The organism is Aurantiacibacter xanthus (assembly GCF_003584015.1).
Classification (GTDB): Bacteria; Pseudomonadota; Alphaproteobacteria; order Sphingomonadales; family Sphingomonadaceae; genus Alteraurantiacibacter; species Alteraurantiacibacter xanthus.
In genome coordinates, this window is sequence record NZ_QXFM01000102.1 from 1 (window position 1) to 14,882 (window position 14,882).

14 protein-coding genes are annotated in these 14,882 nt (G+C 63.0%); all 14 read left to right on the forward strand.

The window, feature by feature from the left end:
* Positions 1–406: DsbC family protein (locus tag D2V17_RS11125; protein ID WP_147367366.1), on the forward strand; the 406-nt coding region annotated here is incomplete at its 5' end.
* A gap of 32 nt (positions 407–438) precedes the next feature.
* The gene (locus D2V17_RS11130; protein ID WP_191229160.1) at positions 439–1,149 is read left to right on the forward strand and encodes a TraV family lipoprotein; all 711 of its coding nucleotides are present in this window, start codon (positions 439–441) and stop codon (positions 1,147–1,149) included.
* Positions 1,149–3,734, forward strand: a complete 2,586-nt coding sequence (traC, locus tag D2V17_RS11135) for a type IV secretion system protein TraC (protein ID WP_022684031.1) — start codon at positions 1,149–1,151, stop codon at positions 3,732–3,734. Before D2V17_RS11130 ends, traC begins: the two co-directional genes overlap by 1 nt.
* A gap of 2 nt (positions 3,735–3,736) precedes the next feature.
* A complete protein-coding gene (locus D2V17_RS11140) occupies positions 3,737–4,096 on the forward strand; it encodes a hypothetical protein (RefSeq protein WP_022684032.1) in 360 nt (119 codons plus the stop codon).
* Positions 4,093–4,662, forward strand: a complete 570-nt coding sequence (locus D2V17_RS11145; RefSeq protein WP_022684033.1) for a TrbI F-type domain-containing protein — start codon at positions 4,093–4,095, stop codon at positions 4,660–4,662. The genes D2V17_RS11140 and D2V17_RS11145 overlap by 4 nt, the downstream gene beginning before the upstream one ends.
* Complete coding sequence (locus tag D2V17_RS11150) at positions 4,646–5,167, forward strand: S26 family signal peptidase (RefSeq protein ID WP_022684034.1); 522 nt, start codon at positions 4,646–4,648, stop codon at positions 5,165–5,167. The genes D2V17_RS11145 and D2V17_RS11150 overlap by 17 nt, the downstream gene beginning before the upstream one ends.
* A 17-nt stretch (positions 5,168–5,184) precedes the next feature.
* On the forward strand, positions 5,185–5,811 hold the full coding sequence (gene traW / locus D2V17_RS11155) for a type-F conjugative transfer system protein TraW (protein WP_028056193.1): 627 nt from the start codon (positions 5,185–5,187) through the stop codon (positions 5,809–5,811).
* Positions 5,811–6,086, forward strand: coding sequence for a hypothetical protein (locus D2V17_RS11160; protein ID WP_022684036.1), 276 nt, complete (start codon positions 5,811–5,813; stop codon positions 6,084–6,086). Before traW ends, D2V17_RS11160 begins: the two co-directional genes overlap by 1 nt.
* On the forward strand, positions 6,083–7,096 hold the full coding sequence (gene traU, locus D2V17_RS11165) for a conjugal transfer pilus assembly protein TraU (RefSeq protein ID WP_022684037.1): 1,014 nt from the start codon (positions 6,083–6,085) through the stop codon (positions 7,094–7,096). The genes D2V17_RS11160 and traU overlap by 4 nt, the downstream gene beginning before the upstream one ends.
* A gap of 12 nt (positions 7,097–7,108) precedes the next feature.
* The gene (gene trbC / locus D2V17_RS11170) at positions 7,109–7,852 is read left to right on the forward strand and encodes a type-F conjugative transfer system pilin assembly protein TrbC (protein ID WP_022684038.1); all 744 of its coding nucleotides are present in this window, start codon (positions 7,109–7,111) and stop codon (positions 7,850–7,852) included.
* Positions 7,849–9,723 (forward strand): conjugal transfer protein TraN, encoded by a 1,875-nt coding sequence (locus tag D2V17_RS11175; protein ID WP_022684039.1) that lies wholly within the window; start codon positions 7,849–7,851, stop codon positions 9,721–9,723. Before trbC ends, D2V17_RS11175 begins: the two co-directional genes overlap by 4 nt.
* 67 nt (positions 9,724–9,790) lie before the next feature.
* A complete protein-coding gene (locus D2V17_RS11180) occupies positions 9,791–10,612 on the forward strand; it encodes a conjugal transfer protein TraF (RefSeq protein WP_028056195.1) in 822 nt (273 codons plus the stop codon).
* Positions 10,613–10,719: 107 nt separating this feature from the next.
* Positions 10,720–12,063, forward strand: coding sequence for a conjugal transfer protein TraH (locus D2V17_RS11185; RefSeq protein WP_119593039.1), 1,344 nt, complete (start codon positions 10,720–10,722; stop codon positions 12,061–12,063).
* Between the two features lie 20 nt (positions 12,064–12,083).
* Positions 12,084–14,879 carry a conjugal transfer protein TraG N-terminal domain-containing protein gene (locus D2V17_RS11190; protein ID WP_022684042.1) on the forward strand — a complete coding sequence of 932 codons (2,796 nt, stop codon included), beginning with the start codon at positions 12,084–12,086 and terminating at the stop codon, positions 14,877–14,879.
* Positions 14,880–14,882: the final 3 nt, after the last annotated feature.

A 14,882-nucleotide genomic window follows, 5' to 3' on the forward strand; every position in this document is an offset into this window, starting at 1 on the left:
GCTCACCGGGCTCCCCAAGTCGGGAGCGATCATCTGGGGCAATATGTCGGGTCCGACGGTCACCGTGTTCAGCGATTTCACATGCGCCTATTGCCGGGCGCTCAGCAGCGTACTCTCCGAGCTCAATGTTCGCGTCGTGGAACGGCCGATCTCGATCCTTGGAAGCCGCGCGCTGAGTGAGCGCGTCTACTGCGCGAAGGACCCGGCCCGCGCACTACGCAGGGCCTACGCCGGCGATACGCTTGAACCAGCGAACTGCGATACCTCGGGGCTTGATGCCAACGAGAAGTTCGCGGCCGCCAACGGCATCGCAGGCACACCGGTCATCGTGCGCAGCGACGGCGCGATGATCGAGGGCTACCGCCCTAAAGACGCGCTCGCCGCCTGGTTGAAGGGAGCGCGGTGATGCGAGGCCGATCGATCGCATTTCGGGCGCGCATGGCAGCGCCTATCCTGGTGCTTGGCCTGCTTGGCGGCTGCTCGATACTGAACGGCAATGTGAAGGGCAATTTCGCGTGCCGTGCGCCCGACGGAACCTGCGCGCCCACCTCGCGCATCGATGATGCAGCAGTCGCGCTGCTGGTGGGAGAGACCGCAGAAGAAGCCAAGCCGGCGGCCACCCGCTGCGCCGGTGGGCAGTGCAGCAACACCCTGGCGAGAGCCGTCAACGCACCGCAGCGCCGCTCCGGGGAAAAGGTGCTGCGCATCATGTTCCCGTCCTATATCGACGACCTTGGCCGCCTCCATGAAGCGAGCGCGATTCACACCGTCGTCGAGAGTGGAGACTGGGTGCCGGCAGGCGAGGTGGCGCACGTCCCGGATGCCATAAGTGGTGCAACACCACGCGTCGCTGCACCACTCGCCGGCACGGCGATGGCAGCTCCGCCCTTGCGGTACGGCAATACCCTATCAGCCGCCGATGCCGAGATACCGGGGCAGGTCGCGACGGAAGCTGTGCGCCAACCTACTTCTGTCGAAGAGGTCCGCGCGAAAGTCGAAGCGGTGCTTGCAAGGCCCAAGCACGATACTGACCCTGATTCGAAGCCGTCCCCCTCCATTCCTTCGCAAGCCGTTTCGCCCGAGGCCAGCGCTACGGGCGCGGTACCCATACGCGCGCCGGGATTGCCGGGCGCTCCGGAGGAAGATTGATGACTGGACCCGGTCTTTTCAGCGGGATCGTCGAGCGGGTTCTTGGCGCGGACGGCAAGCCCGATACGCGCCCGCCCAGTCACGGAGTCCCAATGCTCGCACATTGGTTGCCCTATCGCAGTTTCGACCAGAAAACGTCGCTGTTCTTCAACAGCGGGTCGCGGGGTTTTGCAATCGAGGCGGCGCCGCTGGTCGGCGGAGACGAGCGGACGGCCGAGATCCTGACCCAGTTCCTCTCGGAGGCCATCCCAGCGCAATGCTGCGTCCAGATCCTTCACTGGATGTCGCCCCGGATCGGGGACCGGGTTTCGCAATGGTTCGTGCCCCGCTACCGGGCCCGTGGCATCTACGAGCGCATGGCACGACACCGCGCCGATTATCTGAGCGCCGGCGTCTGGCGGTCGCTGTCGGCCGATGCCCCCTTCCATCTTCGCAATCACCGTATCGTGATTTCGGTGAGCGTCCCCGATACTGCATCGGTAACGACCGACGCATTGGTTTCGGTACGAGAGGGCCTCGTCTCGACGCTCCAGTCGATCGATGTGCCGACCCGCGTCCTCGATCCCGTCGCACTCATTGCGCTCATTGACGACATGACGTCTCCGACAACGGCAGCGGGTGACGATCCGACCAGCTACAGTCCGTTCGACCCGATCGCCGACCAGGCCGTCCGGCGCGACATCGAGCTCAGGATCGAGCCCGACCGGCTCCTGCTGCGTACCGAGCGCTTCCGTCCGACGGGTGCGGATGTCGATGGTGCGCCCGAGATCGGCGAAATCTATCCCGACACGTTCGACCTGCGCTCCTTCTCGGTGCGCAACCTGCCGAGCCGCTGGGCGCCCTGGGATGTGGCGAGGCTAATCGGCGACCTGTTCACGGACAAGCTGCGGATGCCCTGTCCGGTTGCGACCGTGCTTTGTCTTCAATATCCCGACGAACAGGCGTCCGCGAGCAAGGCGGGCTACAAGTTCATGCGGACCACCAGCCTCGCCGATTCTAAATCGGCGCGCTTCCTGCCGCAGCTGCGCGAACAGTCGCGCGAATGGCAGTATGTCCAGGATGAGCTCCGACAGGGCCGCAAGCTTGTGCGCTGCTTCTACTCGCTGACGTCGTTCTCGCCCAAGGGGCAGGGCGACGCCCATGAGAGAATAGTGAAGTCCGTCTATCGCGCCGCAGGCTGGGACCTTCACGACGATCGCTATCTGCAGATCATGGGCCTGCTCTGCGCCATGCCGATCACACTCGCCGATGGTCTCTCACGCGATCTCGAGCGCATGAAGCGCATGCGCACGATGCTTACGACCACGGCCTGCAATCTCGCGCCCTTGCAGGGCGAGTATCTGGGCGGTCCGATCCCGCATCTCCTGCTGGTGGGCCGGCGTGGACAGCCCTTCTTCTGGTCGCCGTTCGAAAATGCCGCCGGCAATCATAATGTCGCAGTGTTCGGTAAGTCGGGCTCAGGCAAATCGGTTGCGCTTCAGGAACTGTGCGCATCGCTATGCGGTGCCGGGGCGAAAGTGGTGGTGATCGACGACGGACGTTCCTTTGAGCACTCTGCAAGGCTCCAGGGCGGTGCCTTCGTCGAATTCACCATGTCGTCCGGCTTCTGCCTCAATCCCTTTGCCATGATCGACGGCACGCGGGCGGAAGAGGACGAGGATTATCTGCTCGACTGCATGGCGATGCTGAAGGCGATCGTCTCGCAGATGGCGCGCCATATGGACCGGCTGAATGATACCGAGCGGGGACTGATCGACGGCGCTGTCAACCAGATCTGGAACGAGAAGGGCAGGGCGGGCAGCGTCGACGATGTGATCGCCGCGCTCGATGCCACCGGCAACATGCTTGCCGGAGATCTCGCCATCGCCATGCGCCCATTTTCGAGCGCGGGCACCTATGGCCGCTTCTTCAGCGGGGACGTGAGCTTCCGTCTCGAGGCCGATTTCACCGTGTTCGAGCTTTCCGACCTTGCATCCCGCGAGGAACTGCGTTCGGTCGTGCTGACCGCGATCATGTTCATGTCATCGCAGGCGATGCGCCGAATCGACCGCGCGATCCCCAAGGCGCTGCTCCTCGACGAAGCCTGGCAGATGCTGCGCGGCGGCGCGATGGCCGATTTCATCGAGACCTACAGCCGGACATGCCGCAAATATGGCGCGTCGCTCATCACCGCGACCCAGTCATTGAACGACTACTACAAGTCGGACGGATCAAAGGCCGCGCTTGAGAACAGCGATTGGTTCGTCATTCTTCAGCAGAAGCCGGAAACCATCGCCGATTTCAAAAAACACGACCGTTTCGACATGGACAGCCATACCGACGCGCTGCTCCGATCATTGAAACGCAACGGCACGGAATATTCCGACCTTCTGATCAAAGGCCCTGACACGCTGGCGCTGGGCCGGCTCGTGCTCGATCCCTTCTCGGCGGCGGTCTATTCGTCGAGCCCACGCACCTTCGCGGCGATCGAAGCGGGGGTACGCGAGGGACTCACGATCGAGGAAGCAATCGAACGGTTGCTCGAACCGGCGATAGAAGCAAACGGACAGGAGGCGAGCGGCAAGGTTACGCTCGCGGCGGAATAGCCATGCCGGTCCCCGAACGCATCGTGCTGCACCGCCACCGTCCTCCACGGCGTCGCCGTGTACTGAACTGGCAAGCGGTGATTTATCATGGGCTTCGCACAGCGGGATGGGCTGCAACCAACATGCTCGTAGTCCTCGGCCTGTTCGTCTGCTTCCTGGCTCTGCTCGGCAATCTCAGCTTCGATGGCTTCTTCCTCCAGCTGAGCAATCTTTCGGCGCGCTATCTCGAGGCGGGTGCACAGCGGCAAGGCTCGTTCCAACTGCTGCTGGTCGGGCTGGTTGCCATTCTGTTCCTGATCGTCGGTGTGCTCCGCTGGCATGCCCTGCGGCAATCCGGATCATCGGGGGGAGAGACGACATGACCGATCTTTCACACGAACCTGAGCTCGATCTCCCACGCCCTGTCGGCACGGAGCAGCCGCGCAAGCGCCGGACCGCGTTTGCAGGCCTGTCGGTGCTGCAGCTCGCAGCCCTGGCGATCCTCCTTGCCGCTCTCGCCTGGGGCATGTGGGTGACGCGCTCCTTACTCTCACCGCCATCGCAACAGCGCATCGTTGCGGTAAAGCTGTCCGGCCTTGTCGGCGAGTATATCCAGGCACAGGCCCGTAGCGCGTCGCCGCCCGATCAGGTCGAGCACGAGATGCGTGCCTTCATGGCATCGCTTGATGGCCAGATGGCTGTGCGCGCCGCCAAGGGCGAGACGGTCCTGGTCGCGGAAGCGGTCCTCACGCGCAATGTCCCGGATATCACCGATGAAGTGAGAAGGGCGGTTTATGCGAGTGGCATCGCTATTCCGCGTCCTGCCTCACCTGCCGAACTCCAGGCCAGGATAGGTGGTGGCTCTCCCGCTCCCGCACCGGCTGCACCGCAGACCGCACCTGCAACGGCCTCACCTTTCGGGAGCGCGCCCGATGGCCCCGCCAACTGAAACCCGCGGACCGGCTAGGCGGCGCTGGCTGCTGCTCGGCCTCATTGGGATTGGCGGCATCGCCGCGAGCGCGCTGTCGTCCTGGCGCGAGAACCACGCATTGTTCATCAACGCCTCTGAATCCCTGCCCAACTGGGCCTTCACCATCGACCGGGGCAGAGCGCCCAAGCGCGGCGATTATCTCTTCTTCGTCCCGCCCGTGAACGCGCTCGTGCGCGCGCATTTCGGCGAGAACCCAGGGGCATTCGGAAAGATCGTCTATGGCATGCCCGGCGATCTCGTCGAGCATCGAGGCGCAGAAGTCCTGGTGAACGGGCATCTCGTCGGCTCGATGAAGGAAGTGACGCGGCGCGGCGAGAAGCTGACACCTGGGCCGATCGGCACGGTGCCGGAGGGCTGCTATTTCGTGGGAACTCCGCATCCCGACAGCTTTGACAGCCGCTACGGCGAAATCGGGTTCATCTGCCGCCCGCAAATCCTCGGCACCGGGGAGGCGGTGTTGTGAGAGCTCCCGTCCTTCGCATAGTTGGGACAGGCCTTCTCGTCGCCGTCGGCGCCACCGCGTCCACCCAGGCGCGCGACTATGGGACGCAGGCACAAGCCTTTCCGATAATCGAGCCAGACCTGCTGGCGACGATCGAGGCCCGCTTGGCCCGGCTCCAGTCATCGGGCCAGATCGACGCGCTCAATCAACAGTTCGCGCGCCGCGTCGAGCAATCCGTGCGTCGGCCTAAGCCGGTCGCCGGGATAACCCCGGCGATCCGGGAGCGGAGCTGGCAATTCGATCCGGCGATGGTCGTCGAGCGGGACATCCGCGACCAGAAGGGCAATCTCATCGCAGCCGCTGGGCAGCGCGTGAACCCTCTCGATTTCGTGACGGTGCGCCAGGCACTCGTCTTCGTCGATGGCGACGATGCCAGGCAGATGGCGTGGGCGACCGGGCGCTGGAACGCAACGGACGCCAAGATCATCCTCGTTGCCGGCTCTCCGATCGATGAAATGACCAACCGCAAGCGCCGCTTCTATTTCGATCAGAACGGCGTGCTGACCGAGCGGTTCGGCATTCGCCACACGCCGGCAGTCGTGAGCCAGCAAGGCAAGGTCATGCAGGTGCGCGAGCATGTCCTAGCGCGGCAGGGGGCGAAGTGATGCCGATCTGGCTCGACATGCTGCGCACACCGATGGCAGCGCCCGAGACAAGGATGCTCCGCCGCAGGCGCCACTTGTGGCAACTCCTGTGCATCGCGCTTGCGGCCTCGATCCTCTGCCTGCAACCGCTTCGCGCGCTCGCGGGCAATGCCGCGGGCCTCGTTTGCGCCGTGCTGCTGCTCGCCGCACTTCTCTGTGGCATCCGCTACTTCCGGGCAAAGAACGCCGCCGACGATGCCTGGCTTGCCGGTCGACATGGAGAGGTCGAGCCGTGAGACCGCTCCGTCTCCTTGCCGCCATCTTGGCCCTGTTCGGCTCGGTTGCGCTCCTGCCGGGCCGCGCGGAAGCGGTCGGATGCTCGGGCAAGTTCGTCAATCCTGTTACGGACGTCTGCTGGTCTTGCCTGTTCCCGCTGTCGGTCGGTGGCCTCAAGATCTGGCCGAGCGGCAGGCCCGACACCAACAATCCAGCGTCGCCAATCTGCGCGTGTGCCGATCCTTTGCCGCGTATCGGGATTTCGGTCGGGTTCTGGGAGCCGGTCAGGCTGGCGGACGTGACTATGAAGCCATGGTGCTTCGTAAACCTCGGCGGGAAGAAGATCGCGCCCGGCTTCGACATCGGCCAGGGCATGCTTGCGGGACCGAGCCAGGTCGGCGGCAAGAGCCAGAACACGGCGAAGTGGCACGTCCACTGGTACGTTTACCCGCTGCTCTACTGGATGGAGATTTTGACGGACTTCCTCTGCTTCGAGCAGGCGTCGTTCGATATCGCCTATATGACGGAGATCGATCCGCTCTGGCAGGACGATACCCTGACCGCGCTTATCAATCCCGAGGCGGTGGTGTTTGCCAATCCACTCGCAGTCGCCGCCTGTGCCGGCGACTGCGTCACCTCGACCGTCAATTTGCCGCTCGACTCGCTGTTCTGGTGCGCGGGCTGTCAGGGGACGATGTACCCGCTTAACGGCAACATCCCTTCGCATATCGGCCATGTGCAGTCCTCGCGGCTCGCCCTCTCGCGCTTCGCGTACAAGATGCACCGGATGGGGCTGGCCTGGGGGACGATGGGCTCGAAGGGCCTTTGCAAGAAGTACCTCATGCCGATCATGCGCAAGCAGCAGTATCGCTTCCAGATGACCAACCCGATCACGACGGTGTCGGGGCGCTATGCCTGTTCGCCGATCGGCGCGTCGACCATGCCGCCCGACGCCGGCCGCGCCTATCCGGCCGCCGGCGAGGACATGGGCTACCTGGTCTGGCGCAAGCGCAACTGCTGTGTGCTGTAGGGGGAGGGGGCCGTGCGCAGGATTCTCATCACATGTGTCGCGCTTACAGGGGTTGTTGGTGTCTCCGCGCTGCTTGCGCAGACCACCGACGAAATCGACGTTCAGGCAATCAAGGCCCGCGCCGCGGCGATGGCAGAGGACGCCGAGACGTTCGTCGCGCATGTCAAGGATCGCGGGGATGCCCTGCGCGAGGAGGCCACGGCGACGGCCGATGGCGGCAGGGAAAACCTGAGACGCCTTTCGCCCGCGGACCTGCCCGTCGGTCCCAAGGGCGTCGTCGACTTCGACGAACTGGTCGCCGGCGCGGTCGGAAATATCGATGCGCCGCGTGGACAAGCCCCGCAGTTCATCGCCTTCGCCAGCCTGTCCATGCCGGAGGAGTCCCTGAAGCGAATGATTGCCGACGTCTCGCGCGCGGGCGGCGTTGTCGTGTTTCGCGGTTTCCCGGACAACTCCATGAAAGCGTTCCAGTCCGCGATCGCGCGACTGGTCAAGGACGAGGCCGACTATGCCAGCATAGGGATCGACCCTCGTCTATTCCGGGCATTCGAAGTCCAGGCCGTCCCGACTTACATCGCCGTCGGGTCCGATTTCGACCTGTGCGAAGGCTTTCGCTGCAAGACGGTGGTCCCGCCCAATGATCGCCTCACTGGCAATGTCACTGTCGAACATGCGCTGACATCCTTTGCCGATGGTCGTGGCCCCGGCGCGACGGTCGCCGGCGTGGCGCTCGCCAATCTCCGGAAGCGGCAATGAGCCTGCGTCGCGTCTTGCTGGCCTTCGCCGCGTTCGCGGCCGCGGCGCCTGCGCTGGCGCAGGAAACGACCGCGGATGCAAGAGCTGAGGGCAAGGCGATGGCCGAAGCCTTCCGCCAGGACGGCACGCTTATTCCGGACTCGGATGGCCAGGCACTAGAGGTGCCGGGCTATCAGGGCACCACGCTGCCTCAATCCTCCTATTTCGATGATCCCGACCGGATGGTGTCAGACGCATCGTCGCAGACCGGCTCGCATGAGGGCTATCGGACGATCATCGAAGGTGATCGCGTCCGCCCAAAGTTCGATGCAGCCGAAATCAAGGCCGATATCGCGCGCGGTCGAGCCATCGAGGAGGATCCGCAGGCATATCTCGAAGGCGAGGATATCAGCGGCGGGCAGGGCAGTTGCGTCCCGCTTCCACCTGGGGAGAAACCGCAGGGCTGGTACGAGACCAGCTGCAATGTTGGCAGCAAGCTCACCGAGCATGTCCGATCCTGCACGATCCCGCTTAGCGTTTCGGTCGAAAAGCGTGAAACCTATACCTATTGGGCCGGACGCATGAGCACGATGCCCACGGACGGCGGTGTCTATCCTGCCCGGGCGGCGTTCGACGATGAGGTGGCAAACGGTATCTGTCAGGAAACACGTGCAATCGATTATTGCAGCAATTTCGGCCCCTTCGGATTTACTGCCGCAACCTCTTGCCCGTCGCTCGGCCACACCGCCTATGAGCTAAAATGCAGCGGCCCGGCGCAAGGCATCACGCCCGGCTACTATCATCCCGGCATCGTCATCGCGACGGGCGAATATTGGCTGTCGAAGGACGCGGAAGCGACCAATGTCAGAGCAACGCGCAATGAGGCGGCCTGCGCCGCATTCGCCGGCGACAGGATGTGTGTCCAGCAAGAGGAGGTTTGCACATCAAGCGATCCCGTCACGCGGATCGTGGACGGCGTGGCCGTTACACAGCCCTGCTGGGCGTGGAACCGGACCTATCTGTGCCATACACTCTCCGCCGGCAACGATTGTCCGTCCCTCGAGGCGAACCCCCAATGCACGTTCGTCCGCGAAGAATGTCTTGACGACGATGAAGCCTCGCCCGGCTGCGAAGTGCGCGAGCGGATCTACAGGTGTCCCACGCCAGGGTCCGGCGGAGCTTCCGACGAACAGCAATATATCTGCGGAAACGACGTCTACTGCCTCAACGGCGAATGCGAGACGATCGAACGGGAGGCTTCGACAGAACTCAAGGATGCACTGGTTGCGCTGCACGCGATCGGCCAGGCGGGCGAGGAGTTCAATCCCGACGAATTGACGGTGTTCAGCGGCGAGCGCGAGACCTGCCACAAGCCGGTGTTCGGCCTCATCAACTGCTGCGCCGGCAAAGTGTCGGGCTTGCTCACTGTCGGTGCCGGAGCGGCTGCGCTCGCCGGCGGACCGGCTGCCATAGCGGCGCTTGCGACGCCATTCCTCACTCTGTTCGCCTGCTCCACCCAGGAGAAGATGCTCGACATCAAGGATCGCATGGGTTTCTGCTACAGGGTCGGAACCTATTGCTCGAGTAGCTTTCTCGGCATCTGCAAAACCAGGCGGACGGCCTATTGCTGCTTCGAGAGCAAGCTCTCACGCATCCTGCAGGAGCAGGGCCGCATCCAGCTCGGCAAGCCCTGGGGCAAACCCAAGAACGAGCAATGCCGCGGATTCAGCATCCACGAGTTCGCGAGCCTCGACCTGTCGAAGATGGATTTCACCGAGGTCTACGCCGAGTTCATCGACGCCGCGAAGCTGCCTGATGAAGTCCAGACCATGTCCGACATCCAGAAGAAGATAGAGGAATATTATGCCCGATCCGCTCCTGGCGGCGGCTGATCCGCGCCGCACTTCGCCGCTTTGTATCCCCGGCGTCTTCTGGCGTCGGCACTCCGTTGCCCGCGAGATGGGAGCATCGCACCGCCCCGTTCCTGCCCTGCTGACTGCTTTGGCGATTGCCGTTACGGCGTTCACGTCCGGCCCAGCGGCTATTGCTGGCGAGGAAGGCGGGGAACAATCTGCCGGCGACCCCTTCTATTGCGGTGAACGGCGCCTCGGCACATGGTTCTATTGTGATCCTGCTCGGCGAGCACCGAAGGACAAGCCGGTGTCCCCGCCGGTGCCGGCGGCCGAACAGCTTGCTGCTGTCAGGTCCACGCTTGATGAGCTGAAGGCACGCGCGATCCTCGATCCAAGCGAGGAGAATGTTGTGGCCTATGTCCGCTTCCAGCGCGAGCAGCTGGACCGCGCCTCGACCTTCTCCGACGTCTGGCAGCGGGCGATCTGGCAGCATCCGGACATGGACTACACTTTGCAACGCCCGGTCTCGACATTGGGCAAACGGACATGGATCGATAACCGCAAGGCGGACCGCGACGCGGTTCTGACCCGCCTCGGTGAGCGTTATGGCCTGTTCTATTTTTACGCACAGAGCTGCGCCGCCTGCGATGTCGCTGGACCCATTCTGCGGTCGGTGGCGGACAGCCACCGTCTGACGGTGATGGCTGTGTCGATGGACGGTGGCCCATCGAAGGATTTTCCCAACTATCTCGTCGACAGTGGCCAACGAGAGCGCATGGGCATCCCCGGCAAGGAAACCCCGGCGCTCGTCCTGTTCGACACGGTGACGAAGCGGACGATACCGGTAGGCTACGGCATCCTCTCGGCCGACGAGATCATGGACCGCATCTTCACGCTTACCAACATGACTGTGGGGAGTGATTTCTGATGAGCCATTCTCTTCGCTCCCGGTTCCGGTCTGCGGCGTCCGCGGCGGCCCTTCTTGCGTCGCTCCATCTCGCAGTGCCGTCGGCACATGCCGGTGTGGCAAGCGAGATGAACGCGTTCTTCAACGACGCTGGCGGCGCGGCCAACGTCACCGGGCCCAGTGCCTTCGAAGGCCAGTCGGCGGGCTACTATTCGCTTGGCAATCTGTGGACGCGCTTTCCCCAGAAGTCCGTTTCGCCGTTCAATCTGCAGCTGCCATCGGCCCGCGCGGGCTGCGGCGGCATCGATCTCTTCTCGGGCAGTTTCTCCTTCATCAACACGTCCGAGATCGTCGCCATGCTGAAGGCGACCGCCAACAATGCATTGGGTTTTGCCTTCAAGCTGGCGATCGATTCCATCAGCCCCGAGATCGGCAAGGTGATGGACGAGTTCGCGCAAAAGGCACAGCTCCTGAACCAGATGAATATTTCGAGCTGCGAGACGGCGCAGGCGCTGGTCGGCGGTATTTGGCCGCAAATGGACACGACCCGCGCCACGATCTGCGAGGCGGTCGGGAACAGCCAGGGCATATTCTCTGATTGGGCGGCGGCCCGGCAGAACTGCAACAACGGCAATCGGCGAGATTCGACGATCGCGGCCAACAGCGATCCGGCAATGAAGGACCAACTCGTCGGCGAGCCGCACAACTATACCTGGGAGGCGCTCCGCAAATCGCAAAAGTTCGGCGCGTTCGACAAGGAATTCAGCGAATACATCATGACGCTGGTAGGGACCGTCGTGACGCGACCTTCGACCGATCCAAGTGTCGGGGGCCAGGTGACGATGGTCGGGCCAGCTGAGGAAGCGGTCGTGACCGCGTTGCTGGACGGCACGTCAGGCGGCGCGACGGTCAACATCCTGCGCTGCGATGAAGAGACGCTATGTCTCAACATCTCGACCCAGACCCTCTCGATTCCTGAAAGCGCGGCATTGCGCCCGCGCATCGCCGCCATGATCAAGGATATCGCGACGAAGATCCGCACGGATGTGGCGATCGACGCGGCCGAAAAGCAATTGCTCAATATGTCGAGCATCCCGCTCTTCAAGATCCTCGCGGTGCAGTCGGCTGCACGCTACACGCTGACCGACGGCGAGATCCAGACGCTCGCCGAGATTGTCTCGGTCGATATCCTCAATGCCATGATCGACAACATGCTTGATCGCGTCGAGCAGGCGAAGATCCACTATCAGACCTTCGACCAGGAAACCGCGGCGCAGTGGCGCCAGCAGATTGCGGCCACGCGGCAGAAATTTCAGCAGCGCGGCGTGCGGCTCGATCAAAAGCTGCAAGTGACGATGCAGATCATCGATCGCTCGATCATGCTGGAATCGACGCTTCAGAACACGATGACGCCGGGGATGTCGGCCGCGCTCAACTTCTCCCGCGGACTCAGCGCCCAAGGCTTGCAATAGCAAGGAAGGGAAGGCCGGCCATGCTCGAAGTCTTCACGATCGGCGGCGGCGAATACTTCGTCAACACGTTCAACGCGGTTGCGGCCTGGGCTGGAGGAGGGGGCTACCGGTCGATGCTGCGCGTCGTCATGGTGATGGGCCTCATCTATTCGCTCCTCGTGGTGGCGTTCAACCTCGACTGGCGTGCCTGGCTGAACTGGTTCCTGCAGGCGACCGCGATCTACATGTGCCTGATGGTGCCCACCGTGGACATCAAGGTTACGGACCGCCTCAATCCTTCGCTGGCACCGGCGACGATCGACAATGTTCCAATCGGACTTGGGGTGATCGCCAGCTTCACAAGCCAGGTAGGCGACTATCTGACCCGCACCGCCGAGACGGTGTTCGTCATGCCGACATCGCTTAATTATACCACCAACGGCATGGTCTATGGCGCGCGGCTGTTCGATGCGACGCGCAACCTGCGTATCCGCGATGCCGAGTTTTCGACCAACCTTGAGGAGCATTTCAAGGCATGCGTCTTCTATGACGTGATGCTCGGCTTCAAGTCGATGACGGACCTCGCCAACTCTCCGGATCTGTGGGCCGCGATTGGTCCCGGTTCACCGGCGCGCTCGCAGATCTGGATTACGCGCGTTTCGGGTGGCGGCGTCGAAAGTCATATCCGGACATGCAACGATGCCTATTCGGCGCTCGATGGGCAGTGGACGCCGATGATCGAGGCCAACCTGCTGATCTGGGGTAAGGAACTCTATCCCAGGCTCAGCAATGCACTGGCCGCCCAGAAGCTGCGCGACGACGTGCCGGTGATCACCCAGGCCTTCACCGGAACCGCGGGCGGCCATGTGAGCATCCTGCGGCAAAGCACCGCGATCAACGCTTTCATGCAGGCGCGCAATTCGATGTCCGGGAGTACCGGCGCGGCGGCGATCGACACATTCGCTATGACACGGGCCGATATCCAGGCGCGCAATACGTACGGCTCGATCGCGCAGCAGGCAATGAGCTGGGTTCCTATTCTCAACGTCGTGCTGACCGTCGTCTTTTTCGCGATGTTCCCGGTCATCTTTCCGCTGTTCCTCATGCCGCGAACCGGCGTACCGACGCTCAAGGGCTACACGGCAGGATTCTTTTACCTGGCCGCCTGGGGTCCGCTCTACGTCGTGCTGCACATGATCATCATGAGCCGGGCAACCGGCTCGGCCGCGGCAATGGCACCCAGCGGCGTGACGCTCTCGACCTATGCGGGAATCGGCGCGGTCAATGAGGAAACCGCGACGATCGCGGGCTTCCTCCTGATGAGCGTGCCATTCCTCGCAGCGGGGATGGCTCGCGGCGCGATGGGGATCGCGAGCCATTCGATGGCGATGCTGGCCCCCGCACAGAATGCCGCCGAAGCGGCGGCGCTCGAGCAGACGACGGGAAACTACTCCTACGGAAATGTCAGTTACGCCAACAGTTCGGCCAATATGCGCCAGTCGGATCAATGGTCGACGGCGCCGAGCTACATGGCCGGCATTCCGAGATTGGATTACCGCGCCGACAACGGGGCGATCATCTCGAGCTATGGCAACGGCCAGGAAGTCATCGACACGACGGGGGCAATCTCGCGGCTTGCGTTCACGCCGACCATGTCGACGAACAGTGTCGCCGAGATGCGCGAAGTTGCCTCCGAGGCAAGACGGCAGGCGGAATCCTACCGCAACACGGCAAGCACTCTCCTTACTGCCACCGATCGGGACGCGTCGGTTCACACGCGCTCCAGCGAAACGACGTCAGGCGTCGAAAGCGCCAGTGGCTCCCAATCGGCCACGTCGGTCGATCGCTTCGATCGCCGAACCGCCAATACGTCCGAAGGGATCGAGCAATCAAATGCCGACACCGACCGCTTCTCGGTCACGGACAACCGCGGGCGCCAAGCCATAGTGCAACAATCCGTCGAAGGCTCTGTCGGCGCCGGAACGGGCGGTCGCGGGCGCGCCGGTGGCGGTAGTCCGCTGTCTGGCTCGCTGGGTGCGAGCGTTGGTGGACGTGGCATGCAACAATCCGACCTCAGCCACTCGACTAATCGCAATATTTCAAGCGAGGATCGCAGCGCAGCGTCGAGCAGCTTCCGCGACGATCATGCGAGCGGCTCCAGCGCCAGTGAGTCCGCCGGCACCTATGATCGTTCGGGCAGTTTCAGCCGGTCGTCCATTACGGACTCCAGCGCGAGGATTTCCGAAGAAAGCCTTGCTCTTGCTCAATCTTACCAACGATCGGCCGAGAAACTCGACGAGATCGCGCAATCCCTGTCGCGCGACGCCAGCTATGCGGAATCCCATGGGCTCAATCTCAGCGAAAACCTGAGCCAGGATCTGGCCCAATGGTATCGCGCGGAGCAGGCGCGTAACCCAGCAATCAATGTCCCCGACCTCTGGGCCACTGACTTGTCGGCGCATGATCGCGCCACGCGCAGCGCGATGATCGAAAGGTGGATGGATGATCGTCTCGATACCATCCGCAATGAAATCCGATCGGAGCTTCATGAACCGAATCTCGTGTCTGTTCAGCGTCCCGATGTCGCATCCGAGAGCGACGTCCGTGGTCACTACACACCTTCAGGAGGTGGCCGGCGACCCTCGGGCCCGGGAGGCGGAAACGATCCCGGCGCGGCTGCCGCGATCATCAATGAGGGTCGAAAGGAAATCGATGAAGGTCGCGCTGCTGCGCAGACGGGAAGAGCTGTCAACAGGCAAGGGGGATCACGTGCGAGGTCGGAAGTGTCGGACAGTCACAACGTCGGCTTCTTCAACGATCCAAAGTTACGCGAATGACGC

Excerpts from the sequence above, each read along its gene's own strand:
- D2V17_RS11130 (WP_191229160.1), top strand. The coding sequence starts at position 439 with ATGGCAGCGCCTATCCTGGTGCTTGGCCTGCTTGGCGGCTGCTCGATA.
- traC (WP_022684031.1), top strand. The coding sequence starts at position 1,149 with ATGACTGGACCCGGTCTTTTCAGCGGGATCGTCGAGCGGGTTCTTGGC.
- D2V17_RS11140 (WP_022684032.1), top strand. The coding sequence starts at position 3,737 with ATGCCGGTCCCCGAACGCATCGTGCTGCACCGCCACCGTCCTCCACGG.
- D2V17_RS11145 (WP_022684033.1), top strand. The coding sequence starts at position 4,093 with ATGACCGATCTTTCACACGAACCTGAGCTCGATCTCCCACGCCCTGTC.
- D2V17_RS11150 (WP_022684034.1), top strand. The coding sequence starts at position 4,646 with ATGGCCCCGCCAACTGAAACCCGCGGACCGGCTAGGCGGCGCTGGCTG.
- D2V17_RS11160 (WP_022684036.1), top strand. The coding sequence starts at position 5,811 with ATGCCGATCTGGCTCGACATGCTGCGCACACCGATGGCAGCGCCCGAG.
- D2V17_RS11175 (WP_022684039.1), top strand. The coding sequence starts at position 7,849 with ATGAGCCTGCGTCGCGTCTTGCTGGCCTTCGCCGCGTTCGCGGCCGCG.
- D2V17_RS11180 (WP_028056195.1), top strand. The coding sequence starts at position 9,791 with ATGGGAGCATCGCACCGCCCCGTTCCTGCCCTGCTGACTGCTTTGGCG.
- D2V17_RS11185 (WP_119593039.1), top strand. The coding sequence starts at position 10,720 with ATGAACGCGTTCTTCAACGACGCTGGCGGCGCGGCCAACGTCACCGGG.
- D2V17_RS11190 (WP_022684042.1), top strand. The coding sequence starts at position 12,084 with ATGCTCGAAGTCTTCACGATCGGCGGCGGCGAATACTTCGTCAACACG.